The sequence below is a fragment of the Mesorhizobium sp. NFR06 genome, assembly GCF_900115245.1.
GTDB lineage: Bacteria > Pseudomonadota > Alphaproteobacteria > Rhizobiales > Rhizobiaceae > Mesorhizobium.
Window position 1 is genome coordinate 219,621 of sequence record NZ_FOVT01000007.1, and the last position, 23,827, is coordinate 243,447.

Sequence of the window (23,827 nt, forward strand, 5' to 3'; positions counted from 1 at the left end):
TGCCGCGCTTGACACCCGCAGGCGAACCCCTTATCCACCGCCCAACGACGAACACGCCTGACACGTGCTCGTCAGTGCGCGGGTGTAGCTCAGTCGGTTAGAGTGCCGGCCTGTCACGCCGGAGGTCGCGGGTTCGAGCCCCGTCACTCGCGCCATCAACTACCTGAAAAGCTTCGGTTTTTCGCTTCGCAGCCAATGGTGGCCAGAAATCTTTTTGTCCATGTAAGCACCGGCAACAAAAAAGCCCGCCACCATCGGCAGCGGGCGCTAGTTCGGGAAGATCACGTGCCCCAGTCAGGGCATTCCCCTGCCCGTCGATGACGGTACGCCTCGCTTAGGTGGACAATAAGCTCGCGGCGGTTGAAGCTCTGCATATTCAAGCTGCGTGACTTTTCTGCCACAAGAAAAGCCCGCCACCGAAGCAGCGGGCCTTTTATCCCGACGACGAGCCACAAGTTGTGGCTTCACGTTGCGTAAGCGACGATCACTTCCTTCCGAGCCATGGTCACATGGTTCGGCGCCGCCAGATCGTAGCGACACTACTTCTTCGGCATCTGCGGTGGCGCCAGTGTGACGTAAGGTGTCCTCGGCTCCTTGCCGGGCTCCCGGTAATACGGTGCCGACTCGCCGGGTGGTCCGAGCGATTTGATGTAGAGATACACCGAACGCATGTCGCTTTCGGTCATGGCTTGGACTTGGTACCAGGGCATCGGCGGCAAAAAGACCTTGTTCTTGAGGTGGTCGACCCAAGCGTCCTCATCAAAGCCCATTGCTGAATCCCTGAGATTTACGGCGTAGGTCGTGCCCCACGGACCCTGCCAGCCCACGGAAGAGCCCTTCAAGGCTTTGTCCGGATCGATTTTCCCGTCGGCTTCACGGTATCCTTCCGTGTGGCAGAAATGGCAGCCGCCTATGATCGAAATATATAAGCCGCGTTCGACGGAAACCTCGTCTGCCGCCAGTAGGCTGGATGGCACGATGCACAGAGCAACGGCCGCACAAAGATCGACTGTTCGCATATTCGCTGCCTCCTTGCTTGGTTCACAGGGGTGTCAGCTTACGCGGACAGTAGGGTGCGTCGGTCACACTACATGCGTTGCCATTGGAATGGGCAAACCGACATGGCGCTCAATCCTAATGCGCCGCCGCATCCTCTTAACGGCCAGATTCCTGAGGTACATTAGGCTTATCTGATATTAGCGCAAGCGCAGACTGCCCAGCCGGGAGCAGCTCAGAGCCGCCCAGCGCGCGCTCGATCGATGACGCCAGCGATGTCGACGAGCTCGCCTTCCAGGAATCGCCGCGGGTTGGGGAAAGCGTGTCGATGCCGGTCGAAGGATCGAACCAGGACCTTCGCGTGCTGCGGGTCGTGCACATGCCCGGCAGCGAGCAAGGCGCAACGACGATGCTGGACCTGACCGGCAGGATCCTGTAGCGCTGTCCCGTCGCTCATTACCCTTCAAGCGCGGCCGATTTGGAAATCACTGGCCCGGTTTATCACTCGCCCAGTATGACGCCGGAAGCGACGATCTGGGCGGTCTTCCTGGTGAGCTTCCCGCGCTTCACGAGCGTCGGCTTCTCGTAAGGTTTTTTCATCTTACCGTTCCGATTGCGCGTTGCCGGCAGGACCATGAACGCGCCCGCTTCGGTTGCGTTCCAGATCAAGAGACCGCTAAAAAGCGGTCCGCAGCCGGCCGACGAGGAGGAGACGCGTCGGTCGGTTCACCAGATGTCAGGTCTTCATCAGCAGCGCCTCGACCTCTTTCAGGGTCGGCATCGACGGCGCGGTGCCCGGGCGTGTCACTGAAATGCCGGCGACCGCGCAGGCAAAGCGCACCGCCTCCAGCGGCTCGACGCCTCTTGCCAAGGCCGCGGCGAGGCCGCCGTTGAAGGCGTCGCCAGCGCCGGTGGTCTCGACCACAGGCCCGGCATTGACCGCGCCGACATGCTCGGAACGGCTCTTGGTATGCAGCAGCGCGCCCTTCTCGCCGAGCGTCACGATGACAGCGCCGACACCTTTCGCCAGCAGGTCATCGGCGGCGCGGCGGGCGTCATCGATCGACGACACCTTGATGCCGGTCAGGCCTTCGGCTTCGGTCTCATTGGGCGTGACATAGTCGCACAGCGTGTAGATGCCGTCCGGCAGGCTGGCGGCCGGCGCCGGGTTCAAGATGGTCGTCACCCCCGCCCCGCGCCCGATTTGCAATGCTTTCAGCGCAGCCTCGATCGGTTGCTCGAGCTGCGTGACGAAAACGCCGGCCGAGCGGATCAGCCCGGCATGCGCCTCGATGTCGGCGGGCGAGATCAGCATAGCCGCGCCCGGGCTGACGATGATGGCGTTGTTGCCGGTACCTTCCTCGACGAAGATATAGGCGGCGCCCGTATAGCTGTCGGGCGTGTCGATGACGGCGCTCTTCACGCCGGCATCCTCCCAGGTCTGCTTGGCCATGTCGGCGAAGGCATCGACGCCGAGACGGGTCAGGAACGTGATGTCGGCGCCGAGCTTGCCTGCCGCCACCGCCTGGTTCGAGCCCTTACCGCCGGGGCCGAGCTTGAAGGAATTGCCGAGGATCGTCTCGCCCAGGCGCGGCTGACGGTCGGCACGATAGGCCGTGTCGGCGACAAAGACACCCAGGATGACGACAGGCTTGCCGGTGGCCATGGCTTACTCCGCATCCGGCGGCACGACGCCCTTGCGGAAGGCAAAGCAGCCATAGAAGCGGCGCTCGCCGGTCTGGATCACGCAATAGGCTTTCCTGGAGCGTTCGTAGAAGGCGTAGCGCTCGATCGAGATCATCGGCCAGGGCTTGCCCTCGGCCGCGTCGATCGCCTTCTGAACCTCCTTCTGCACGGGCGGGATGTCGTTCGGCTTGCCGACGATCTCCATGCGCGCGGCCGCATCGTTGACGAAAGTATCCAGCGGGTAGAGCGACAGCACCGCCTTCACCACGTCTGCCGCCGATGCGTCGATTCGCAGGAGCTTGCCGAGCACCGTCTGCCGGGCCACGGAATCGGACGGGAAATTGGTGTCGGCGATGATCAGGTCGTCGCCATGGCCCATCGCCCGCAGCGCCTGGAGCACGTCGGCATTGAGCAGCGGATTGATCCCTTTGAGCATGATTTCCTCTTGAAGGATTGTGTGCGGTCAGAGACGCTTGCCGGTTCCGGCGTCGAAGAGATGGACCTGGTCGAGACGCGGCTTGAGCTTGAGCGTGTCACCCGGCTTGAAATCGTGGCGCTCGCGAAACAGCGCTACCATCTCGCCCTCTCCGAAGCGCACGAAGACCAGGGTCTCGGAGCCTGTCGGCTCGACCACGGAAATCTTGGCCTCGACACCGTCCGGATGGATCTCCAGATGTTCAGGCCGCACGCCGTAGACAACCGCCTGGCCATCCTCGGCGGCGCCCGACGGCATCGGAAATGCCGTGCCGGCGATCTCGACCACCGGCTTCCCGCCTTTTTTCACCGTGCCCTTGAGCAGGTTCATCGAAGGCGAGCCGATGAAGCCGGCGACAAAAAGGTTCGCCGGCCGGTCGAACAGTTCAAGCGGCGCGCCGACCTGCTCGATGCGGCCGTCGCGCATCACAACGATCTTGTCGGCCATGGTCATGGCCTCGATCTGGTCGTGCGTGACGTAGATGGTGGTCGTCTTCAGCCGCTGGTGTAGTTCCTTGATTTCGGTGCGCATCTGCACGCGCAGCTTGGCGTCGAGGTTGGAAAGCGGCTCGTCGAACAGGAACACTTGCGGATTGCGCACGATGGCGCGGCCCATGGCGACGCGCTGACGCTGGCCGCCGGAAAGCTGGCGCGGATAGCGCTTGAGGTAAGGGGCGAGGTCGAGAATGTCGGCGGCGCGCTTGACCCGCTCGGCGACGATGGCCGGATCGGTGCCGCGCAGCTTCAGTGCGAAAGCCATGTTCTGCTCCACCGTCTTGTGCGGATAGAGCGCATAGTTCTGGAACACCATGGCGATGTCGCGTTTGGCCGGCGGCAGATTGTTGACGACGCGGTCGCCGATCGAAATCGTGCCGCCCGAAACAGTCTCCAGCCCCGCCACCATCCTCAACAGGGTGGACTTGCCGCATCCCGACGGGCCGACCAGCACGACGAATTGTCCGTCGGCGATATCGACGCTGACCTCATGCAGGACCTTGACGGTTCCGAACGCCTTGGCCACACTGCTGATTGCGACTTGAGCCATCGTCTCCCCTTTATGTTTTGCGGTGAAGCTAGCCATTGCCAAGGGCAACGGCAAGTCGGTATCTTATAGATAAAAAGCCTATCTTGTTGACAAGGTAATCGATTACGCGAATAGTGGCGAGTGCCAATCCGACAGCTGGTCCTTGTGCTGCAAATCGGATCTCCAGGCGACGCAGGGTGGGGTCCAACGCCCCCCTATGGTATAGGAGAACCGCAGACGTTTCGACGTCCGAGATTGGCAATTCAATTCACGACTGAAGTTCTGGGAGGAACCTTAAATGAGAGTCGATCTTTACGAAAAACTGATGCGCGCCGGCGCGAACCGCCGCGATCTCTTGAAGGGTGCTGCCAGCATGGCCGCACTCGCCGCGGCCTCAGGCACTGGCCTCGGCGCGCTGACCCGGCCAGCATCCGCCGCCAGCGAATTGCGCGCCAAGATCTTGCAGATACCCGGCGTCGGCAAGGGTCAGCCGACGGATGCCGACTTCCAGAAGGTCGGCGAGCTCTGCCTCGAGGCGACCAAGGCCAATGTCAAGCAAGGCGAGTTCGCCGGGGTCGAGCTCACCTTCATGGGCCTCAACAACCAGAACCTGCACAACGTGCTGTTCCGCGGCTTCCTGAAGCCCTGGGAGGCTTACACCGGCGCCAAGATCAGCTGGATCGACCTTGCCCAGGCCGACTACAACCCGCGCCTGCAGCAGGCGATCGCCACGAACACAATCGACTTCGATATCGTCGAGATGGGCGCGCCGTTCGAAGGCGACGTCTGCGGCAAGGGCCTGACTTCCGAGATGCCGGATTGGGTCAGGAAGCAGATCGATATGGACGACCTAGTCGCCTATCTGAAGCCGCCGGTCGGCACCTGGAACGGCAAGCAATATCGCGTGACCGTTGACGGCGACACGCACAACTTCAACTACCGCACCGACGTGTTCTCCGACTCCGGGCTGGCAGATGCCTGGAAAGCCGACAGCGGCGACAAGGCTGGCCTGACGGAGTGGGGCGTGCCGAAGACCTGGCAGCAGGTGCAGGCGGCGACCAAGTTCCTAAAGGGCAAGCAGGTGAAGGGCCAGGACGTCTACGGCTATCTCGACGCCCCCAAGCCCTGGGGCGGCTTCGGCTTCTACTTCCTCGGCAGCCGCGCCAGCGCCTATGCCAAGCACCCCGACGACAAGGCCTGGCTGTTCGATCCTGATACGATGAAACCGCGCGTCAACAACCCGGCCTGGGTGCGGGCGATCCAGGACGTGATCGACGCGCTGCCTTTCGAACCGCAAGATCAAATCAACGCCGATCCGAACCAGACTTGTTTCTCCCAATTCCTGGGCGGCACTGGTTCGATGCTGGCTTGGTGGGGAGATGCTGGTTCGAATGCGAAGACCAATGACTCTTCGGTCGTCGGGGACGTCACCGGCTTCTCGATCCTGCCGGGTTCCGACGACGTCTACAATTCCAAGACCGGCAAGTGGGACAAGCTCGCCAGCGGCCCGAACTATGCGCCGAACTGCGCCTATCTCGGCTGGGGCGTCTACGTCATGGCCCGCGTCGATAGCGACGAGAAGAAGAAGAAGGCAGCCTGGTCGGCGGCGGCCCATCTCGGCGGCAAGGACCTGTCGCTCTGGTGCGCCGCCTACCCGTCCGGCTTCCAGCCGTACCGCAATAGCCATTTCGACATTCCGGAGTGGGTGGCGGCTGGCTACGACGAAGCGTTCATTAGCTCGTATCTCAAGTCCGAAGCCGACAGCTACAACCACCCGAATGCAGCGATCGAGCCCCGCATCCCCGGCATCTTCCAGTATTACAGCGCCGCCGAGGATATCCTGGCCAACACCTTCGCCGGCAAGATGAAGGCGCAGGAAGGCGCCGACGCCATCGCCGCCGCCTGGGAAAAGCTGACCGACCAGATCGGCCGCGAAAACCAGATCAAGCTCTACAAAGCCTCGCTCGGCATGTAGGCTGTCTCGGGAGACGTCGCGGCCCGGCGACACCTCGTCGCCGGGCCGTATCTTGACCGGCTCCGGCCGGTCATTTCTGCAAAGAGGCAAGAGTAGTGGCTGACCAGATATCGACCGCGAATGCGTGGCCGGCAAATTCGACATCGGCGGATCTGATACCGGCTAGTCGCAAGCGCCTCGGCTGGACCTTGTTGATTGCGGCGACCATCGCTCTCCTGGCGTTGATCATCGTGCAGATCCTCTACAAGACCGAGGTCGACACGATCGGCTTCTATACCTGGCGACCGGTGATCTACGGCTATGTCCTATGGGGTGTGGCGCTCGGCGCCTGGCAGGTACTGACGCGCGGCGAGGACGGCCAGCGGGCGCTGTTCCTGCTGCCGGCGCTGCTCTTCACCATCGCCATGGTGATCTTCCCGACGCTGTTCGGTTTCTACATCGCGCTGACCGACTGGAACCTCAGCTCGTTTTCGGGCCGCAAGTTCAACGGCCTCGACAATTTCTGGCAGATGCTGGCCGATCCTTACTACCGCAACGCGCTGTTCAACATGGTGCTCTATGTGCTTGCGGTGCTGGTCGAATATGTCATCGCCTTCGGCCTGGCGCTGCTTCTCAACGCACAGATCCGTGCACGCAAGTTTTTCCGCGTCGTCTTCCTCCTTCCGTTGATGCTATCGCCGGTCGCAGTGTCCTGGATGATCGGCAAGTCGCTGATGGAATACCGATTCGGCCCCGCCGCGACGCTGGCGCGCGCCCTCGGCTGGGACAATCCCGCCTTCTTCTCCGACCCCATCATCGCGCGCATCTCGATCATGGTGCTCGACGCCTGGACCTTCATTCCTTTCATGATGATCATGCTGCTCGCCGGACTGCAGGCCATGTCACGCGAGGTGATCGAGGCAGCGCGCGTCGACGGTGCGACCGCGTGGCAAACCTTCTGGCAGGTCACCTTCCCGCTGATGCTGCCGGTGTCGGTGACGGCGGTGATCCTGCGCATCATCTTCAAGCTGAAGCTCGCCGACATCATCATCACAGTGACATCCGGCGGCCCCGGCGGCGCGACCGATTCCGTTTCGAGCTTCATCTACCGCGAATATCGCGACCGCTCGAATGTCGGCTACGGCACCATGCTCGCCATGGTGTATCTGATCATGATCGTCGTGTTCATCACCTGGCTGCTGAAGATCGCCAGCCGCTTCGTGCGCAACGTCAACTGAGCGAAACCATGAGCGTCCAGACCACCGACTACACCGTCTCGGAAATCCGCTCGCCGGCAGCCTTCGTCGCCAGCCGCGTCTTCATCTATGGCGCGCTGGTGTTCTGGGCCTTCGTCTGCCTGTTCCCGATCTACTGGACCATCACCACCTCGTTCAAATCGGCGGTCGACGTCACGCAAGGCCATCTCATCCCCTTCGTCGACTTTACGCCGGACTGGAAGGGTTGGCGCTCGCTGGGGCTGTCACCGGATTCGATCTTCCAGACGTCGACCGTCCGCGACGAGTTCCTCAAGCGCTTCATGAACTCTGTCATCACCTCGGTCGGCGCGTCGGGCCTCGCCATCATTATCGGCAGCCTCGCCGCCTACGGGCTCACCCGCTATCGCTATCACTTCGCCTGGTTCAAGAACGAGGACATTTCCTTCTTTTTCCTGTCGCAGCTGATCCTGCCCCCGGTCGTGCTGGCGCTCCCCTTCCTGGTGCTCTACCGCGAAGTCGCGCTGCTCGATACGCGGATCGGCCTCGTGCTCCTCTATACGCTGATGGTGCTGCCGATCGTCATCTGGATCATGCGCGACCAGTTCAACTCGATCCCGGTCGAATTGGAGGAAGCAGCGCTCGTCGACGGGCTCTCGATCTGGGGCGCATTTTTCCGCATCGTCATGCCGATCGCTCTGCCGGGCATGGTCGCCGCTTTCATCCTGGCGATGGTGCTGTGCTGGAACGAGTATTTCTTCGCCGCCCTGCTGACGTCGACGGACGCGAAGACGATCCCCGTCATGGTGGCGAGCCAGACCGGCTCGCAAGGCATCAACTGGTGGTCGATGGCAGCCCTTGCCACGGCCGCGATCGCACCGCTGGCGATCATCGGCATCGCCCTCGAACGCTACCTGATCATGGGCATGACGGCGGGCTCGGTGAAATAGCCAAAGGCTGATCTGCTAGCTATCCAATCAGCAAGTCGGTGCCGTCGTCTACATCGCCTCGGCCGGGGCGAAGAAGCAATTCTCGTGCTCCTCGGTCGGATGCAGACAGATGTGGAACTTCTCATCGCCGGATGGCATGACGCTGTCGTAGGGAACGAAATAGCGGTTCTGACGGGTGACCTTCCGATGATCGCCCGGCCGCAGGATGATTACATAGCCATCGGCATAAGGTGTGACGGTCGCACTGGGAATGCTTCCGCATTCGCCTGCAGTCATATCCCCCCGGCAGCAGGCCGGCGGGTACGTCCAATTGCCGTCGGCGCTGTGCGCGAACGCGGGCACATCATCAAGCATCGCAGCCGTGACGACGACGCCTGCAATACTTGCAATGTGTATTCCGACCACCTGCACCGAGCCGCTCCGATGGCCAACGGCATTCTCGGTGCGATCATATCATTTTAGGCTTCTCTAATACAAGGATGACGCTCTATCCCGCCTTCAGCGTAGCCCGCAGGTGCTCGAGGATCATCGCGACGCCCTTCTGCCCCAGCTCGGCCGACGCCTCGGACGCGCTTTTCGTGTACCAGCCGGCATTGTCCGCGAAATGCGCTGCGTCCACCGCTTCGGGACATAGCGCCAGCATGAGCGACGTCTCGCCGATGCCGGCATGATCGAACGGGTACTTTCCGTTCATCGTGGCCGGCATCAGTGGATGCACCTGCACCCAGTTGAAGACATTCTCGCCCTGGGCATGCCCAGCATAGTAATCGGCCATGCTGTTGGAACCCCACCAACCCTCACCGCGCTCCTTTTCCAGGAAGCGGAAGATCGCCTGCCGGCCGGCGGTCTTAAAAGCGAGATCGGTCGGCATGCCGGCCGCAAAATTCTCGGTCTGGTGATGGATGATGGCGTGGATGTTGCGGAAGCCGACGCGCAAAAGGCCGTAGAACAATTCCTCCGCGAAAGGCGAAAGCGCCGGACCACCGACCTGCACCGAGCCGCTGCCTTCCGGCGCCGCCACCGCGTAGCTCGCTGCGCCATAGTAGAAGGCCGGCAGGATGACGATGTCCGTCTCCTTCTCGATCAATTCCACCGTCTTGACCACCGCCAGCGTGTCCATACCGACCGCCATGTGCTCGCCGTGATATTCGAGCACGCCAAGCGGCAGCACGACCGGCCAGTTCTGTTCGATCGCCTTGCGGATCTGGTGCGGCAGCATCAGCTCGTAGCGCATTACCTACTCCATATTGGTGTGCCTGGCGCGCATCGCTTCCGCGGTGGCATTGGTCAGGCGTTTAAGCTTCAGCACCATGATTTCGAACAACAGAAACAGCGCGCCCTCGAAAAGCGAGCCCATCGGCAGCACCGAGGTTCTGGCAGCGCCCTGGTCGCTGGCCATGGTCTGCGCCGGAATGAGCAGCGCGAAGTCGGCGAATCTTGCGGCGGTGCTGCTTGGCTCGGCCGTCACCAGCAGCACCTTCGCGCCAGCTTCGCGGGCTACCCGCATCAAGGCCAGCACCGTGGTGGTCTCGCCCGGTCCGGAACTCACCAGGAAAACGTCTCCCGGCCCGAGCGGCGGCGTTGTCATGTCGCCCACCACCGACACCGGCATGCCTAAATGGTAGAGTCGCATGGCGAAGCCCTTCACCTGCAACGCCTCGCGGCCGCAGCCATAGGCGGCGATCTTGCCGGCGCCGGCCAGCATCCTGCAGGCGGCGTCGATCCGGCTCTCGTCGATGCGCGCCAGGACAACGCCAAGCTCGTCCAGCGCGGTCGCGAACATCCCGGCTTTGGTCATGAGGGCTCACCCTGTCTGCCGCGATCTGGCTGGGCTCCACGGATCTGCGACGCGGCGCTGTGAAAGGCTTGTTTTTGTTCATGCTATCACCGCGAAAATCGCCGTCCAACGAGCCTCGACACTTTTGCTGGGCCACGAGCGTGATAGTGTCATGTCAGACAAAACACTCCGGGACATCGTCAGACATGAAGACACGGCATTTCGACCGCATCGGCAATGGCGGCATCACCTTCACCGAGCTCGGCTTCGGCACAGCGCCGCTCGGCAATCTCTACCACGCCATCTCCGACGAGGACGCCAACGCCACCTTGGAGGCGGCATGGACGGCCGGCTGCCGCTACTACGATACGGCACCGCTCTACGGCCTCGGCCTGTCGGAAACCCGCCTCAACCCTTTCCTGCGCGCCAGGAAGCGCGACGACTATGTGTTGTCCAGCAAGGTCGGCCGCATCATGCGCGTCGCCCCGCCGGACCAGCGCACCGGCATCGGCAAGTTCTTCGAGACGCCGTCGCGCCGGGAAGTCTACGACTACAGCTATGACGGCGTCATGCGCTCCTTCGAGGCCTCGCTGGAGCGCCTTGGCGTCGACCGCATCGACATCCTCTTCGTCCACGACGTCGACATTTTCACCCATGGCAGCAAGGAAGCGTCGGACCGGCGCATCGAGGAGTTCATGTCGTCCGGCTATTACGCCCTGCTCGCATTGCGCGACCAGGGCGTGATCAAGGCCTTCGGCGGCGGCATCAACGAGTGGCAGGTTGCCCAGACGCTCGCCGAGCGCGGCGACTTCGACCTGTTCCTGCTCGCCGGCCGCTATACGCTGCTCGAGCAGGAAGCGCTTGCCAGCTTCCTGCCGCTTTGCCAGAAGCGCGGCATCGGCATCGTCCTCGGCGGCCCCTATAATTCCGGCGTGCTTGCAACCGGGCCGAAGCCCGGCGCCTTCTACAATTACAGCGAGGCGCCGAAGGAGATCCTGGATCGTGTGGCGCGCATCGAGGCGGTCTGCAAGCGGCATGGCGTGCGCCTGATCGAGGCGGCGCTGCAGTTCCCGCTGCAGCATCCTTCGGTGATGTCGGTGATCCCGGGCGGCCAGCGGCCGGCCGAAGTCGAAAGCAACCGGGCGCTGCTCGACACCAAAATACCGGCGGCGCTGTGGGCGGATTTAAAGCAGGAAGGCCTGATGCGCGCCGACGCGCCGACGGCCTGAGCCGCCGCCGATCAGCCGCAAAAAAGAAAAGCCGGGCAAAGCCCGGCTTTTCTGATCGTAAAGCAAAAGGTCTTAGTTGACCGCGTCCTTGAGGCCCTTGCCGGCCGAGAACTTCGGCACGGTGCGCGCCGGAATCTTCACTTCCGCGCCGGTCTGCGGGTTGCGGCCGGTCGAAGCAGCGCGTTTTGACACGGTGAAATTTCCGAAGCCGACAAGCCGGACATCGCCGCCCTTCTTCAGTTCGCCAGTGATCACGGAGAACACCGCATCGACGGCGGACTGCGCATCAGCCTTCGAAATGCTTGCGGAGTCGGCGACGGCGGACACCAGTTCGTTCTTGTTCATCAAAATTCCCTTCCATGAGAAAACCGGAACTTACGACTCATCCGGCAGGAGACGGACTTTAGAAAGAAGCGTTCCGGAACCCAAGCCGAAAACCGCGGAATTCCGGGCTTTTTTCCACTTTTTCGTCGCTTTTTTTCATGAAAAAGCCGGGCTTGAGGCCCGGCTCTCTCTTTGTGCGTCGCAATATTAGCATGCGCTAATGAGCAAGCGACTTTCCGGCATCATCGCCGCTGTCGACTGGAGCCGGCGCATTGACCGGCTCGACCCACTCGATCGGCTCCGGCATCCTGACCAGCGCATGGGCAAGCACCTCCCCGACTCGCGAGACCGGGACGATCTCCATGCCGTTCTTCACATTGTCCGGAATCTCCGCCAGATCCTTGACGTTCTCTTCCGGGATCAGGACCTTCTTGATGCCGCCGCGCAGTGCCGCGAGCAGCTTCTCCTTCAGACCGCCGATCGGCAAGATGCGGCCGCGAAGCGTTATCTCGCCGGTCATCGCCACATCGGCCCGGACCGGAATACCCGTCAGCACCGACACGATGGCCGTGGCCATGGCCGCGCCAGCGGACGGGCCATCCTTCGGGGTCGCGCCTTCCGGCAAGTGCACGTGGATGTCGCGCTTGTCGAACAGCGGCGGCTCGATGCCGAAATCGATGGCCCGCGAGCGGACATAGGAAGCCGCCGCCGAGATCGATTCCTTCATCACGTCGCGCAGATTGCCGGTCACAGTCATGCGGCCCTTGCCGGGCATCATGACGCCTTCGACCGTCAACAGCTCGCCGCCGACCTCCGTCCAGGCAAGACCCGTGACCACGCCGACCTGATCGTCGGCCTCGACCTGGCCGAAGCGGAAGCGCGGCACACCCAGATAATCGGCGAGGTTGTCCGCCGTGATCTTCACCGTCTTCTTCTTCGTGCGCAGGATCTCGGTCACCGCCTTGCGGCCAAGCTTCATCAACTCGCGCTCGAGGCTGCGCACGCCGGCTTCCCTCGTGTAGGTCTGGATGATGCCGCGGATCGCATCCTCGCCGACCGAGAATTCGTTCGGCTGCAGGGCGTGGTCGCGGATCACCTTTGGCATCAGGTGACGCTTGGCGATCTCGATCTTCTCGTCCTCGGTGTAGCCGGCGATACGGATGATCTCCATGCGGTCCATCAGCGGCGCAGGGATGTTCAGCGTGTTCGCCGTCGTCACGAACATCACGCTCGACAGGTCGTATTCGACCTCGAGGTAATGGTCCATGAACGTCGAGTTCTGCTCCGGATCGAGCACTTCCAGCAGGGCCGATGACGGATCGCCGCGGAAATCCTGGCCCATCTTGTCGATCTCGTCGAGCAGGAAGAGCGGGTTGGACTTCTTGGCCTTCTTCATCGACTGGATGACCTTGCCGGGCATCGAACCGATATAGGTCCGCCTGTGGCCGCGGATCTCGGCCTCGTCACGCACGCCGCCGAGCGCCATACGGATGAACTCGCGGCCGGTCGCCTTGGCGATCGACTTGCCGAGCGAGGTCTTGCCGACGCCGGGCGGGCCGACGAGGCACAGGATCGGCCCCTTGAGCTTCTTCTGCCGGCTCTGCACGGCGAGATACTCGACGATGCGCTCCTTGACCTTGTCGAGGCCGAAATGGTCGGCATCGAGCACGTCCTGCGCAAAGCCCAGGTCCTGCTTGACCTTGGAGTTCTTGCCCCACGGGATCGACAGCAGCCAGTCGAGATAGTTGCGCACGACCGTCGATTCAGCCGACATCGGCGACATCGAGCGCAGCTTCTTCAATTCGGCTTCCGCCTTCTCGCGGGCCTCCTTGGAGAGCTTGGTCTTCTTGATGCGCGCCTCGATCTCGGCGGCCTCGTCGCGACCGTCCTCGCCCTCGCCGAGCTCCTTCTGGATCGCCTTCATCTGCTCGTTGAGGTAGTACTCGCGCTGCGTCTTCTCCATCTGGCGCTTGACGCGCGAACGGATGCGCTTCTCCACCTGGAGCACGGAGATCTCGGCTTCCATGAAGCCCATCGCCTTTTCGAGACGCTCCTTGACGGAAAGCGTGGCGAGCATCTCCTGCTTCTCGGGAATCTTGATGGCGAGATGCGAGGCAACCGTGTCGGCGAGCTTGGAATAGTCGTCGATCTGGCTGGCGGCACCCACCACTTCGGGCGAGATCTTCTTGTTTAGCTTGACGTAATTCTCGAAGTCGGTGACGACCGAGCGGGCAAGCGCCTCGATCTCGACCTCTTCCTCTTCCGGCTCGGCAAGCGCCGCGGCGCGGGCCTCGTGGAAATCGGCGCGATCGGTGAATGAGACGATCTTGGCGCGCGAGGCGCCCTCGACCAGCACCTTCACGGTGCCGTCGGGAAGCTTCAAAAGCTGCAGCACATTGGCGAGCGTACCGATGTCGAAGATCGCATCGGGCTCAGGATCGTCGTCGGCTGCATTCATCTGGGTGGCAAGCAGGATCTGCTTTTCCTGACCCATCACCTCTTCCAGCGCCTTGATCGACTTTTCACGCCCGACAAAGAGCGGAACGATCATATGCGGAAACACGACAATGTCGCGCAGTGGGAGGACTGCGAAAACGCCGTCGCCGGAAGCCTTGGATATCTTGGCCATTGTCCAACCTTTCATATCGCGGCCGCGTATTTTAGCCAACCGCGAATCTCATATTAACGACCGAGTGTCGTTCCGCCTACCACCGTTTGTGACGGGAGTTTTACAGCACAGAATTCGGCGCATCGGCCTTCTGCTGTTAGGTGGATGCAGCCGGGGCAAAGATCAAGGGTTAACACGGCCAGGACATCCATTCCATCACCGGGCGGCTCGCCCACAAAGCAAAACGGCGCCACGCAGGCGCCGTTCCATGAAAATCGTAGGGTCCAGATGCCATTTCAGGCGCTGACCGAGCCCTTCTTCTCCTTCTGCTCGGAGTAGATGTAGAGCGGCCGGGCGTTGCCGGACACTACTTCTTCCGAGATCACCACTTCGCGCACGCCTTCCAGCGCCGGAAGCTCGAACATGGTGTCGAGCAGGATCGCTTCCATGATGGAGCGCAGGCCGCGCGCGCCGGTCTTGCGCTCGATGGCGCGCTTGGCGATTGCCGACAGCGCATTCTCGTGGAACGTCAGGTCGACATTTTCCATCTCGAACAGCCGCTGGTACTGCTTGACCAACGCGTTTTTCGGCTCGGTCAGGATCTGGATCAGCGCCGGCTCGTCGAGATCCTCGAGCGTCGCCAGAACCGGCAGACGACCGACAAACTCCGGAATCAGGCCGAATTTCAAGAGATCCTCTGGCTCGACCTGGCGGAACAGGTCGCCCGTGCGGCGATCCTCGGGCGACGCCACGGTCGCGCCGAAACCGATCGATGTCTTGCGGCCACGATCGGAGATGATCTTGTCGAGACCCGCGAAGGCGCCACCGCAGATGAACAGGATGTTGGCGGTGTCGACCTGCAGGAACTCCTGCTGCGGATGCTTGCGACCGCCCTGCGGCGGCACCGAGGCGACCGTGCCTTCCATGATCTTGAGCAGCGCCTGCTGCACGCCCTCGCCCGATACGTCGCGGGTTATCGAGGGATTGTCGGACTTGCGCGATATCTTGTCGATTTCGTCGATATAGACGATGCCGCGCTGGGCGCGTTCGACATTGTAGTCGGCCGACTGCAACAGCTTCAGGATGATGTTCTCGACGTCCTCGCCGACATAGCCGGCTTCGGTCAGGGTCGTGGCATCGGCCATGGTGAACGGCACGTCGATGATGCGGGCCAGCGTCTGCGCCAGCAGCGTCTTGCCGCAGCCGGTCGGGCCGATCAAAAGGATGTTCGACTTCGCCAGTTCGACATCGTTGCTCTTGCCGGCATGCGCGAGGCGCTTGTAGTGGTTGTGCACGGCCACCGACAGCACGCGCTTGGCGTAAGGCTGGCCGATGACATAGTCGTCGAGAACTTTCAGGATCTCCTGCGGGGTCGGCACGCCCTCGCGCGACTTCACCATCGAGGTCTTGTTTTCCTCGCGGATGATGTCCATGCAGAGTTCGACGCATTCGTCGCAGATGAAGACCGTCGGACCGGCGATCAGCTTGCGGACTTCGTGCTGGCTCTTGCCGCAAAACGAGCAGTAAAGCGTGTTCTTTGAATCACCGCCGCCGTTGCTGACCTTGCTCATTTTTCTGTCCTTTCACCAACGCCCGCCGGTGGTCTGGCTTGAGTGACGTCTCACCAATCTATCGCGGGAATCCGCCACCGCCAGTGTCCCGGCCCACACAGCGCATTCCGTACGAAACACAAATCAGAAAACGCGGCAATGATTCGCTGCAACCCCATGCAAAGCTAAGCCGTCGAAAATCAACATAGCCTTAACGTAGGCAATCCCAAGGCCTGAGGGAACAGCCAAATGTGGCCGAAATGCTGCAAGACGCGCCAAAAGCGCGTTATGCTGCCATTTGGCCGCTGTCGTCGGGTTCAGGCTACGGCTGCCTCGGCGGTCTCTCGGCTCGAGATGACCTTGTCGATCAGACCGAAATCCCTGGCCTCGTCCGCGGTCATGAAATGGTCACGGTCGAGCGTCCTCTCGATCTCGTCATAGCTCTTGCCGGTGTGCTTGACATAGACCTCGTTCAAGCGGCGCTTCAGCTTGATGATGTCCTGCGCATGACGTTCGATGTCCGAAGCCTGGCCCTGGAAGCCGCCGGACGGCTGATGAACCATGATACGCGCGTTCGGCGTGGCAAAACGCATGTCCTTGTGGCCGGCGGTCAGAAGCAGCGAGCCCATCGAGGCCGCCTGGCCGATGCAGAGCGTCGACACGGCCGGCTTGATGAACTGCATGGTGTCGTAGATCGCCATGCCCGAGGTGACGACGCCGCCCGGCGAATTGATATAGAGGTTGATTTCCTTCTTGGGGTTTTCCGCCTCGAGGAACAAAAGCTGTGCACAAACCAGCGTCGCCATCCCGTCCTCGACCGGACCCGTGATGAAGATGATGCGTTCCTTCAACAGGCGCGAGAAAATGTCATAGGCCCGCTCGCCGCGATTGGTCTGCTCGACCACCATCGGAACGAGGTTCATGTAGGTTTCAACGGGGTTCTTCATGGACTACCCTTGTTGGAGATGGATTCCAGCCTCGATGTATCAGCAATCGCGCGGAATCGTTCTGGATCGGTTACGACCTAAATAGGATGCCGGCTCACCCTAGCGCAAGGTCGCCCCTCCTAGCCATCTGGTTAAGTCGAATCAAGCGCCGTGCCGCCGAAGCACGCGCGATTTGGCCTTACGGGACTGGCCGGGTCCCGTTTGGCCCGTCGGCGCCATCCGTAAGGTAGCAATTCCTTAACCGCACCACTTAACGAAAAGGCTCGAAATCGCTGTCCGCCCCCGGACCTTCCGCTACAGTTCTGCGTTGTGAAGGCGTCCTTTTTCAACGGGGGAATGTCATGATCCGCAAAAGCTCGGCATCGCTGGCGGCAGTCGCGATGCTTGCCACCGTTTCTCAAACCGCCGCCGGCGGCCGTGCGCTCGAATGCTACGAGCCGATCCACAGGCCAGCGCTCTACCACACCGTCTATGAGGACGTGATGGTGAGCCCTGGCGGACAGGTGGTCGATTACGATGCGCCGATTTACGGCACCTACCAAAGCGTGGATCAGATTGCGCCGCGCCGCGTCACCTATGAGACCGTCCCTGCGGTGACACGCACGGTCTATCACACGGTCAAGGTCGACGACGGCGGCTATGCCTGGGAGTGGCGCCTAATCCATGGCCGCAAGGTGCTGTCCAAGGTATGGCGCAAGGCCCGCTACGCGCGCGTCGCCGAAACGGTGGTCGTCGAGCCCGAACGCGTCCGGCGCGTTGTTCTGCCGGCGGAATTCGAAGGCGTCGCCCACGAGGTGCTGGTGCGGCCGGAACAAATACGCATCCGGGAAATTCCGCCCTCATACGCGACAGTGGCGCGCCGGGTTGTGGTGCGGGAAGATTCGACCAGCTGGCGGCGCGTCCACATCCAGCGGCACTGTCCGTACTAGGATCGACCGGGATTGTTTTGCATCCGCGACCGCAAGCGACATACGGGGCCAAGATCGTCGAGATGGCGAACGACGCGCGGCTGCCGGCAATCTTCGGCAGGGATCATGCAAGATACGGTCCGCTGATGGCCTACGGCACGAGCCTTGCCTTTGCCGCGCGTCGAATGGCCAGCCAGGTCGACAGCATACTCAAGGGAGCCAACGCCGGCGCGCTTCCAGTCGAATATGTGCGCCGGTCCGAGTTGATCGTGAATTTGAGTGCTGCGCGCAAAATGGCGGTCGCGTTCCCCGATCGTCTCCTGAGGTTGGCCAGCCAAGTCGTCGGATAACCGCCGGGATGGGGCGATATGGCTTAAGCCACCTCCGCCCGCACCCTTCCTTGACTTAAGAACGTCACCGCCGCCGGGCTAGTAGCAGGAGGCTCGACCAATTGGCGGCTGACGTACATCCGGTACCGTCGCCGGACCGGGCAGCGTTTCGCTGGGAGCAGCTCAGGCCAGATCGACGTCGAGGATCGCCATCGAGAAATTGTAGTCGCCGTCGTCCTCGTCCTTGAAGACGATGCCGAGGAATTCGTCGCCGACATAGACCTCGGCCGAGTCTTCCTTGCGCGGGCGCGCCTTTACCTCAAGCCTGGGATTCTGGAAGACGCGCTTGAAATAGGCGTCCAGCTTTCTGATCTCGTCGGGTTTCAAAAGTCTTCTCCGAATGCGGCTGTTCGTTGGAACGCGCTTCTGACACGCCGACGATGGCGATGTAAAGGCAAGCCGGCGGCATAACACAGGACAACCGGCACCTGAAACGAACGGCCGCAATCCGGCCGCGGTCGATGGCGGCCGAGTCAGATGTCGAAGCTGACCACGTGATCCATGCTCTGCGACGGCAGCAGCTGGTCCATCTGCCGCGAGGGCTGGTCGCAGCCCGTTTCTCCCACGACCCGCGCCGGCACGCCGGCGACCGTTTTGTTGTGCGGGACGGGCGAGAGCACCACCGATCCGGCCGCGATCTTCGAGCAATGGCCGACCTCGATATTGCCGAGGATCTTGGCGCCGGCGCCAATCAGCACACCGCGGCGTATCTTCGGATGGCGGTCGCCAATGGCCTTGCCGGTCCCGCCCAGCGTCACGCCGTGCAGGATCGAAACGTCATCCTCGATGACCGCCGTCTCGCCGACGACCAGGCCTGTGGCGTGATCGATGAAGATGCCCCTGCCGATGCGCGCGGCAGGGTTGATATCGGTCTGGAACACCGATGACGATCTGCTTTGCAGGTAGAGTGCGAAGTCCCGGCGGCCCTGGTTCCACAGCCAGTGCGCCAGCCGATGCGTCTGGATGGCGTGAAAACCCTTGAAATACAGCACCGGCATGATGAAGCGGTCGCAGGCCGGGTCGCGGTCGTAATAGGCCTGGATGTCGACGCGGACGGTGGTGCTCCACTCCGGATCGTCGGCAAGCATGGCCTTGAACGTCTGGCGGATGAGGTCGGAACCGATGTCCTGATGGTCGAGGCGCTCGGCCAGCCGATGGATGACCGCCTCCTCCAAGCTCTCCTGGTTGAGGATGGTCGAATAGAGGAAAGCCGCGAGCAGCGGATCGCGGTTGACCGCTTCCATCGCTTCATCGCGGATCGAGCGCCAGATCGGATCGACCGGCTGCACCATGCTGGGGCGGGCAATCGTTACGCTGTTCATCGACGCTCTCCGGCCTTGCTCATTCTCCGGCGGCACATATAGGACAGATCATAGCACGGTTGAACTCAATTTTCCTTAGTGCTTTGTCAAATGGATCTGGTTCACGCGAATTCAAGCGACGATGGAAAACGAACCCTTGATCGACGACGCGCTCAAAAACGAGCTTTCCGCGCTCTATCAGCTCGGGGATCGCCACTATCACAGCTTGGCTCACATCGAAGCGATGCTGGCGTTGGCGGCCGAACACCGGCATCTCTTTCATGACCCAGAGGCCGTCGAAGCGGCGATCTGGTTCCACGACGCCATTTATGACAGCCGCGCCAAGGACAATGAGGCAAAGAGCGCCGCCTTGGCCGAGAGGAAACTCTCTGGCCGTGCCAGCCCGACGCGCCTTGCCCGGATCCTGGCCATGATCAACGCCACGGCCACCCATCAATTGCCGCCGTTCGAAGATGAGGATGCCGCCGGTGATGCCGCCCTTTTGCTCGACATGGATTTGGCAATCCTCGGCGCCGAACCTGCGACCTTCGATGCCTATGAGAAAGCGGTCCGGCTGGAATATAGCTGGGTTGAGGAGCCGATGTGGCGCGCCGGCCGAACGGCGGTCCTCAAGAGTTTCCTCGCCCGTCCGCATATTTTTCAAACCGCCGAGTTCCGGCGGCGTTTCGAGCCTAAGGCGAGGCGGAACCTCGAGCGCTCGCTGGCCATGCTGGAGGGGCTGAAACCCTAGTCAAGAGCAATTCCAGGAAAAGTGTGAGCGGTTTTCCGCCCGGAATTGCGTCAAAACAAAGCGTCAAAACAAAGAGATAGGGCGGTTTGCCGTTTCCGTGAAACGGTGAAACGCTCTAGTCCGGAAAAGTCTCCATCCTTCGCGCATAGGCCCTGAACCCCGCGCGTCCATAAACCGACTGCGCGGCCGGGTGGTCATGAGTATCGGTATGAAGCCAAAGCCTTTTCGGCCGATGCGACCACGCGGCGCGCAACGCGCGGTCGAGCAGAAACGGCCCCAGTCGCTTGCCTTGAAAAGCCGGAACCAGCCCGAAATGAACGAGCTCGACGGCCGACTGGCCGACATCGTTGAATTCGCAGAAGCCTGCGGCCTCGTTGCCGACGCGCAGCACCTGGATGTGCGTCGAGGCGCGGGCAAGCAGCGTTTCGAGTTCCGGCCCAGGCATGCGCAGACGCTGATCCCATTGCACCGGCTCACCGACCGCGCGGTAGAGATCGATATAGCTGGAGGGATCAAGTCTTTCTCGCGCCACGATGGCGTCCGGCAAAGGAGGCGCGGGCGGCGCGCCCCGCGGCGGCGCCAGCATCTCCATATAGGTGACGAGAAGATCGACCATTGTCAGCCCGGGCGGCGCCGCGCTCAGAGCGGATTTTCTGCGTAGAACTCGAGCACGCGCTGCTTGAAGCTCTTGTCGCCGACGGCCAGCATATGGTCACGGCCCTCGATGTGAAACGCCCGGGCATTGGGCATCAGGGCGGCAAGCTCGTCCGGCGAGCCGCCGATATCGTCTTTGGTGCCGACGGCGATCAGCGTCGGCTGGGCAATGCGCGCCATGTCGTCCTCGCTGAGCAGCTCGCGCGACTTTGCGATGCAGGCCGCGAGCGCGCGTCGGTCGCTGCGCGTCTGGTCGGCGAAGGCGCGGAACGAGCGGCCGCGCGGGTGCGTGGTTTGAGACGGGTCCTCCACCAGCAGCGCGGCCGCGATCGGATCCCAGTCGCCGACGCCGTCGACCATGCCGATGCCGAGGCCGCCGAACACCAGCGTCGCGACCTTCTCCGGATCGGAAAGCGCCAGGAAGGCCGAGACGCGCGCGCCCATCGAATAGCCCATGACATGGGCGCGCTCTATGCCGAGATGACCGAGCAGCGCGGCCGCATCGGACGCCATTTTGGCCGGCGTGTAATCCGCCTCGTCATAACTCTTCGACGACGAGCCATGGCCGCGATTGTCGAAGGCGATCGCCCGGTAGCCGGCATCGTTCAGCGTCTTGAACCAGCCCGGCGAGACCCAGTTGACATAGTGGCTGGAGGCAAAGCCATGGATCATCAGCACCGGGTCGCCCTGCCCCGAACCCGGCTGGCGATCGAGATAGGCAAGCTCGAAACCGTCATACGAGAAGAATTGCATCGGCGGAAATTGCTCTTCAGTTGGAACCGGCGGCGATGGCTGGATGGCGCAAAAGGTCGCCCTCCTTGATGCCGTCCCTGGCGGCGGTGCCTGCCTTCAATTCGAGCACAAAGCGCACCGGTTGCCCGGGTGAGATAATCGCCTCGGATTCGGGCTCGCCGCGCTTGATGGCTTTGATCCTGCCGTCCTCGCCGACAAAGATGAGGTCGAGCGCCATGGGCGTGTTCTTCATCCAGAAATCGACTTCGTCCGACCTTTCGAAGACGAACAACATACCGTGATCGTCGGCCATGGTCTGGCGAAACATCAATCCGGCCTCGCGCTCGGCGGAGGTGTCGGCGATTTCGATGGAGAACGAACGCTCGCCCGAGCCGGTTGCCACCACCAGCGGCGTCCGGTCGATCGGCAGCAGCATCGCGTCCGCCGAACCCGGATTCAAGGCGCTGAGATAAGCAGCGAAAACGATCGCGGCGCAGAGCGCGCCCGCAGTCAGCCAATTGCGATGAGCCATAGGGTACCTCGTCCGAGCCTGTCCTAAACCATGATCCGGGCAAGTGGAACCGGATTTCGGACAAGATCGCGGCGTCACGGCAAGGGGAGATCTCGTTTCGAGAGGCCCTTAGTGTGAGACCGACAAAGTGCCCACATCGGGATGGATTTCGGCCGCCATAAGGCCTTTGTCGCCGCGCCCGAAGCGGACGAGCACGACCTGGCCGGGCCTGAGCTCGGTTATGCCGTAGCGCCGCAGGGTCTCCATATGGACGAAGATATCTTCGGTCCCCTCGCCCCTCGTCAGGAAGCCAAAACCCTTGGTGCGGTTGAACCACTTGACCAGCGCGCGTTCGAGGCCGCTCTCCGGGGTCACGGTGACGTGGGTGCGCTGTTCCTGCTCCGCCGGATGGACGGCCGTCGAGGCGTCCATGGAAAGCACCCGGAAAGCCTGCAGCCCGCGCTCGCCCTGCTTGACCAGGCAGACGACCCGCGCGCCTTCGAGCGCGGTCTGGAAACCGTCCTTTCGGAGGCAAGTCACATGAAGGAGGATATCACCCGAGACGCCATCGTCCGGAAGAATGAAACCATAGCCCTTGGCCACGTCGAACCATTTGATGGCGCCGGCGATTTCGACAAGCTCGGCGGAGTCGCCGCCATTGTCCCGCTTCATGACGTCGTCAAGGCTTTCGTCCCGCCTCGCGAAAGAGGCTTTTTCCCCCATAAGAATGCCCCCTTTTTCTAACCAGACCACAACTGATTCTTGGCAAGAGATTAACACTGCGGCTTCCGGGGTGTGCAAGGGCTGACGTGCCTTTTTTCACCGTTGAGCACCGGAAAGGCTGAAATGTCGTTTGCCGGCGCTTCCGGTGGCCAAAAAGGCAGCCCTCGAATCGAGCGCGCCGCCTCTATTGTCGGATGATTGCCCTTTCGCCGGGCGGCTCTTATGGTGCGCCGCATCCCCAACACTTTGAGGAACCGCCATGCGCTATCTGCACACAATGGTCCGCGTCGCCGATATCGACCAGTCGCTCGATTTCTACTGCAAAAAGCTCGGCCTGAAGGAAGTGCGCCGCTACGAAAACGAGCAGGGCCGCTACACGCTGATCTTCCTCGCCGCGCCGGAAGACGAGCAGAGCGCCATCAAAGAAAAGGCGCCGCTGGTCGAGCTGACCTACAATTGGGACCCGGAAGACTATAAGGGCGGCCGCAATTTCGGCCACCTCGCCTATGAGGTCGACGACATCTACGCCACCTGCCGGAAGCTGATGGACAATGGCGTGACCATCAATCGTCCGCCGCGCGACGGCAACATGGCCTTTATCCGCTCGCCGGACGGGATCTCGATCGAGCTTCTGCAGAAAGGTCCCGCCAAGCCAAAGGCCGAACCGTGGGCCTCGATGCCCAACACTGGTGCCTGGTAAGGGAACCGGCGATCCCACCCGATTTGGCGGTGGCCGCTGGCGTTTCGCCAGGCGTCGCCTATCTATCTGCGATCGGCGCCAGCCTCATCCGGGCTGGCGTTCGTCATCCGCCAGGAGAATTTGATGCTGACCAGCCGCGCCGATGTCGCCACCGAACATGCCAGCCGCTACCTGCAACAGCTTTGCAAACACTGGTCGCACAAGTTCCCGGTCGAATTCGACCCGCGGCATGGCGCCATCCAGCTGTCGATCGGCCGCACCGTCATGGAGGCCGACGACAAGGCCCTGCACATCGCTTTGGCCGCCGACGATGAAGCTTCGCTGGAGCGGCTGGAGACAGTGGTCGCCGACCATATCAAACGCTTCGCCTTCCGCGAGGAATTGAGCTTCGACTGGCAAAAGGCCAACTGAGCCCGCGCAGCGGT

The 23,827-nt window shown here is 62.0% G+C and carries 27 protein-coding genes and 1 tRNA gene; 10 read left to right on the forward strand and 18 right to left on the reverse strand.

The features are described 5' to 3' along the window. Nucleotides 1-78 precede the first annotated feature (78 nt). Nucleotides 79-155 (forward strand) — tRNA-Asp (locus F3H96_RS15395). A 384-nt stretch (nucleotides 156-539) separates the two neighbouring features. Here the strand turns inward: F3H96_RS15395 and F3H96_RS15400 are convergent. From F3H96_RS15400 to ugpC, 5 genes are all read right to left on the reverse strand, one after another. Then, on the reverse strand, nucleotides 540-1,019 hold the full coding sequence (locus F3H96_RS15400) for a cytochrome C (protein ID WP_149802578.1): 480 nt from the start codon (nucleotides 1,017-1,019) through the stop codon (nucleotides 540-542). Nucleotides 1,020-1,497: 478 nt separating this feature from the next. After that, complete coding sequence (locus F3H96_RS30885) at nucleotides 1,498-1,596, reverse strand: putative RiPP precursor (RefSeq protein WP_210248156.1); 99 nt, start codon at nucleotides 1,594-1,596, stop codon at nucleotides 1,498-1,500. A 136-nt stretch (nucleotides 1,597-1,732) separates the two neighbouring features. Then, the gene (gene rbsK, locus F3H96_RS15410) at nucleotides 1,733-2,662 is read right to left on the reverse strand and encodes a ribokinase (protein ID WP_149802580.1); all 930 of its coding nucleotides are present in this window, start codon (nucleotides 2,660-2,662) and stop codon (nucleotides 1,733-1,735) included. 3 nt (nucleotides 2,663-2,665) lie between these two features. Further along, a complete protein-coding gene (locus tag F3H96_RS15415) occupies nucleotides 2,666-3,118 on the reverse strand; it encodes an RbsD/FucU family protein (RefSeq protein ID WP_149802581.1) in 453 nt (150 codons plus the stop codon). A gap of 27 nt (nucleotides 3,119-3,145) precedes the next feature. Then, nucleotides 3,146-4,201 (reverse strand): sn-glycerol-3-phosphate ABC transporter ATP-binding protein UgpC, encoded by a 1,056-nt coding sequence (gene ugpC, locus F3H96_RS15420; RefSeq protein WP_149802582.1) that lies wholly within the window; start codon nucleotides 4,199-4,201, stop codon nucleotides 3,146-3,148. A gap of 277 nt (nucleotides 4,202-4,478) precedes the next feature. On the opposite strand from ugpC, the gene F3H96_RS15425 reads away from it, so the two are divergent. The 3 genes from F3H96_RS15425 to F3H96_RS15435 all read left to right on the forward strand — a co-directional run bounded on the left by F3H96_RS15425 (nucleotide 4,479) and on the right by F3H96_RS15435 (nucleotide 8,298). After that, nucleotides 4,479-6,155, forward strand: coding sequence for a sugar ABC transporter substrate-binding protein (locus F3H96_RS15425; RefSeq protein WP_149802583.1), 1,677 nt, complete (start codon nucleotides 4,479-4,481; stop codon nucleotides 6,153-6,155). A gap of 95 nt (nucleotides 6,156-6,250) precedes the next feature. Continuing rightward, nucleotides 6,251-7,372, forward strand: coding sequence for a sugar ABC transporter permease (locus tag F3H96_RS15430; protein WP_149802584.1), 1,122 nt, complete (start codon nucleotides 6,251-6,253; stop codon nucleotides 7,370-7,372). Between the two features lie 8 nt (nucleotides 7,373-7,380). Beyond that, the gene (locus tag F3H96_RS15435; protein WP_149802585.1) at nucleotides 7,381-8,298 is read left to right on the forward strand and encodes a carbohydrate ABC transporter permease; all 918 of its coding nucleotides are present in this window, start codon (nucleotides 7,381-7,383) and stop codon (nucleotides 8,296-8,298) included. Between the two features lie 48 nt (nucleotides 8,299-8,346). On the opposite strand, the gene F3H96_RS15440 is transcribed toward F3H96_RS15435, so the two are convergent. The 3 genes from F3H96_RS15440 to hxlB all read right to left on the reverse strand — a co-directional run bounded on the left by F3H96_RS15440 (nucleotide 8,347) and on the right by hxlB (nucleotide 10,096). Then, nucleotides 8,347-8,709 carry a hypothetical protein gene (locus F3H96_RS15440; RefSeq protein ID WP_149802586.1) on the reverse strand — a complete coding sequence of 121 codons (363 nt, stop codon included), beginning with the start codon at nucleotides 8,707-8,709 and terminating at the stop codon, nucleotides 8,347-8,349. Between the two features lie 76 nt (nucleotides 8,710-8,785). Continuing rightward, complete coding sequence (locus tag F3H96_RS15445) at nucleotides 8,786-9,532, reverse strand: creatininase family protein (protein ID WP_149802587.1); 747 nt, start codon at nucleotides 9,530-9,532, stop codon at nucleotides 8,786-8,788. Between the two features lie 3 nt (nucleotides 9,533-9,535). Beyond that, nucleotides 9,536-10,096 (reverse strand): 6-phospho-3-hexuloisomerase, encoded by a 561-nt coding sequence (hxlB, locus tag F3H96_RS15450; protein WP_149802588.1) that lies wholly within the window; start codon nucleotides 10,094-10,096, stop codon nucleotides 9,536-9,538. A gap of 185 nt (nucleotides 10,097-10,281) precedes the next feature. Here hxlB and F3H96_RS15455 point away from each other — a divergent pair, with 185 nt between their 5' ends. Next, nucleotides 10,282-11,304, forward strand: coding sequence for an aldo/keto reductase (locus F3H96_RS15455; protein WP_149802589.1), 1,023 nt, complete (start codon nucleotides 10,282-10,284; stop codon nucleotides 11,302-11,304). Nucleotides 11,305-11,376: 72 nt separating this feature from the next. Here the strand turns inward: F3H96_RS15455 and hupB are convergent, their stop codons facing one another. The 4 genes from hupB to F3H96_RS15475 form a co-directional block, all read right to left on the reverse strand. After that, a complete protein-coding gene (gene hupB / locus F3H96_RS15460; RefSeq protein ID WP_027166452.1) occupies nucleotides 11,377-11,649 on the reverse strand; it encodes a DNA-binding protein HupB in 273 nt (90 codons plus the stop codon). A 196-nt stretch (nucleotides 11,650-11,845) separates the two neighbouring features. After that, on the reverse strand, nucleotides 11,846-14,257 hold the full coding sequence (lon, locus tag F3H96_RS15465) for an endopeptidase La (RefSeq protein WP_149802590.1): 2,412 nt from the start codon (nucleotides 14,255-14,257) through the stop codon (nucleotides 11,846-11,848). A gap of 275 nt (nucleotides 14,258-14,532) precedes the next feature. After that, complete coding sequence (gene clpX, locus F3H96_RS15470; RefSeq protein ID WP_149802591.1) at nucleotides 14,533-15,807, reverse strand: ATP-dependent Clp protease ATP-binding subunit ClpX; 1,275 nt, start codon at nucleotides 15,805-15,807, stop codon at nucleotides 14,533-14,535. A gap of 296 nt (nucleotides 15,808-16,103) precedes the next feature. Continuing rightward, nucleotides 16,104-16,733, reverse strand: a complete 630-nt coding sequence (locus F3H96_RS15475) for an ATP-dependent Clp protease proteolytic subunit (RefSeq protein ID WP_149802592.1) — start codon at nucleotides 16,731-16,733, stop codon at nucleotides 16,104-16,106. Nucleotides 16,734-17,074: 341 nt separating this feature from the next. On the opposite strand from F3H96_RS15475, the gene F3H96_RS15480 reads away from it, so the two are divergent. Continuing rightward, nucleotides 17,075-17,662, forward strand: coding sequence for a hypothetical protein (locus F3H96_RS15480; RefSeq protein ID WP_149802593.1), 588 nt, complete (start codon nucleotides 17,075-17,077; stop codon nucleotides 17,660-17,662). A 62-nt stretch (nucleotides 17,663-17,724) separates the two neighbouring features. Beyond that, nucleotides 17,725-17,991, forward strand: a complete 267-nt coding sequence (locus F3H96_RS15485; protein WP_149802594.1) for an ABC transporter substrate binding protein — start codon at nucleotides 17,725-17,727, stop codon at nucleotides 17,989-17,991. A 162-nt stretch (nucleotides 17,992-18,153) separates the two neighbouring features. Here the strand turns inward: F3H96_RS15485 and F3H96_RS15490 are convergent, their stop codons facing one another. Together F3H96_RS15490 and cysE are read right to left on the reverse strand one after the other, a co-directional pair. Continuing rightward, complete coding sequence (locus tag F3H96_RS15490) at nucleotides 18,154-18,357, reverse strand: DUF3126 family protein (protein ID WP_149802595.1); 204 nt, start codon at nucleotides 18,355-18,357, stop codon at nucleotides 18,154-18,156. A 146-nt stretch (nucleotides 18,358-18,503) separates the two neighbouring features. Next, the gene (gene cysE, locus F3H96_RS15495; RefSeq protein ID WP_149802596.1) at nucleotides 18,504-19,352 is read right to left on the reverse strand and encodes a serine O-acetyltransferase; all 849 of its coding nucleotides are present in this window, start codon (nucleotides 19,350-19,352) and stop codon (nucleotides 18,504-18,506) included. Nucleotides 19,353-19,473: 121 nt separating this feature from the next. Here cysE and F3H96_RS15500 point away from each other — a divergent pair, with 121 nt between their 5' ends. Continuing rightward, nucleotides 19,474-20,082 carry a hypothetical protein gene (locus tag F3H96_RS15500; RefSeq protein ID WP_149802597.1) on the forward strand — a complete coding sequence of 203 codons (609 nt, stop codon included), beginning with the start codon at nucleotides 19,474-19,476 and terminating at the stop codon, nucleotides 20,080-20,082. A 115-nt stretch (nucleotides 20,083-20,197) separates the two neighbouring features. On the opposite strand, the gene F3H96_RS15505 is transcribed toward F3H96_RS15500, so the two are convergent. The 4 genes from F3H96_RS15505 to F3H96_RS15520 form a co-directional block, all read right to left on the reverse strand. Then, a complete protein-coding gene (locus tag F3H96_RS15505; protein WP_149802598.1) occupies nucleotides 20,198-20,698 on the reverse strand; it encodes a GNAT family N-acetyltransferase in 501 nt (166 codons plus the stop codon). Nucleotides 20,699-20,721: 23 nt separating this feature from the next. Then, complete coding sequence (locus F3H96_RS15510; protein WP_149802599.1) at nucleotides 20,722-21,489, reverse strand: alpha/beta hydrolase; 768 nt, start codon at nucleotides 21,487-21,489, stop codon at nucleotides 20,722-20,724. Between the two features lie 16 nt (nucleotides 21,490-21,505). Continuing rightward, nucleotides 21,506-22,000: a DUF192 domain-containing protein gene (locus F3H96_RS15515; RefSeq protein WP_149802600.1), complete on the reverse strand. Its 495-nt coding sequence runs from the start codon at nucleotides 21,998-22,000 to the stop codon at nucleotides 21,506-21,508. A 108-nt stretch (nucleotides 22,001-22,108) separates the two neighbouring features. Further along, nucleotides 22,109-22,651, reverse strand: a complete 543-nt coding sequence (locus tag F3H96_RS15520; protein ID WP_188131405.1) for a cold-shock protein — start codon at nucleotides 22,649-22,651, stop codon at nucleotides 22,109-22,111. A 310-nt stretch (nucleotides 22,652-22,961) separates the two neighbouring features. On the opposite strand from F3H96_RS15520, the gene gloA reads away from it, so the two are divergent. Continuing rightward, nucleotides 22,962-23,402 (forward strand): lactoylglutathione lyase, encoded by a 441-nt coding sequence (gene gloA / locus F3H96_RS15525; RefSeq protein WP_149802602.1) that lies wholly within the window; start codon nucleotides 22,962-22,964, stop codon nucleotides 23,400-23,402. A 123-nt stretch (nucleotides 23,403-23,525) separates the two neighbouring features. After that, nucleotides 23,526-23,813, forward strand: a complete 288-nt coding sequence (locus F3H96_RS15530; protein WP_149802603.1) for a DUF2218 domain-containing protein — start codon at nucleotides 23,526-23,528, stop codon at nucleotides 23,811-23,813. Nucleotides 23,814-23,827: the final 14 nt, after the last annotated feature.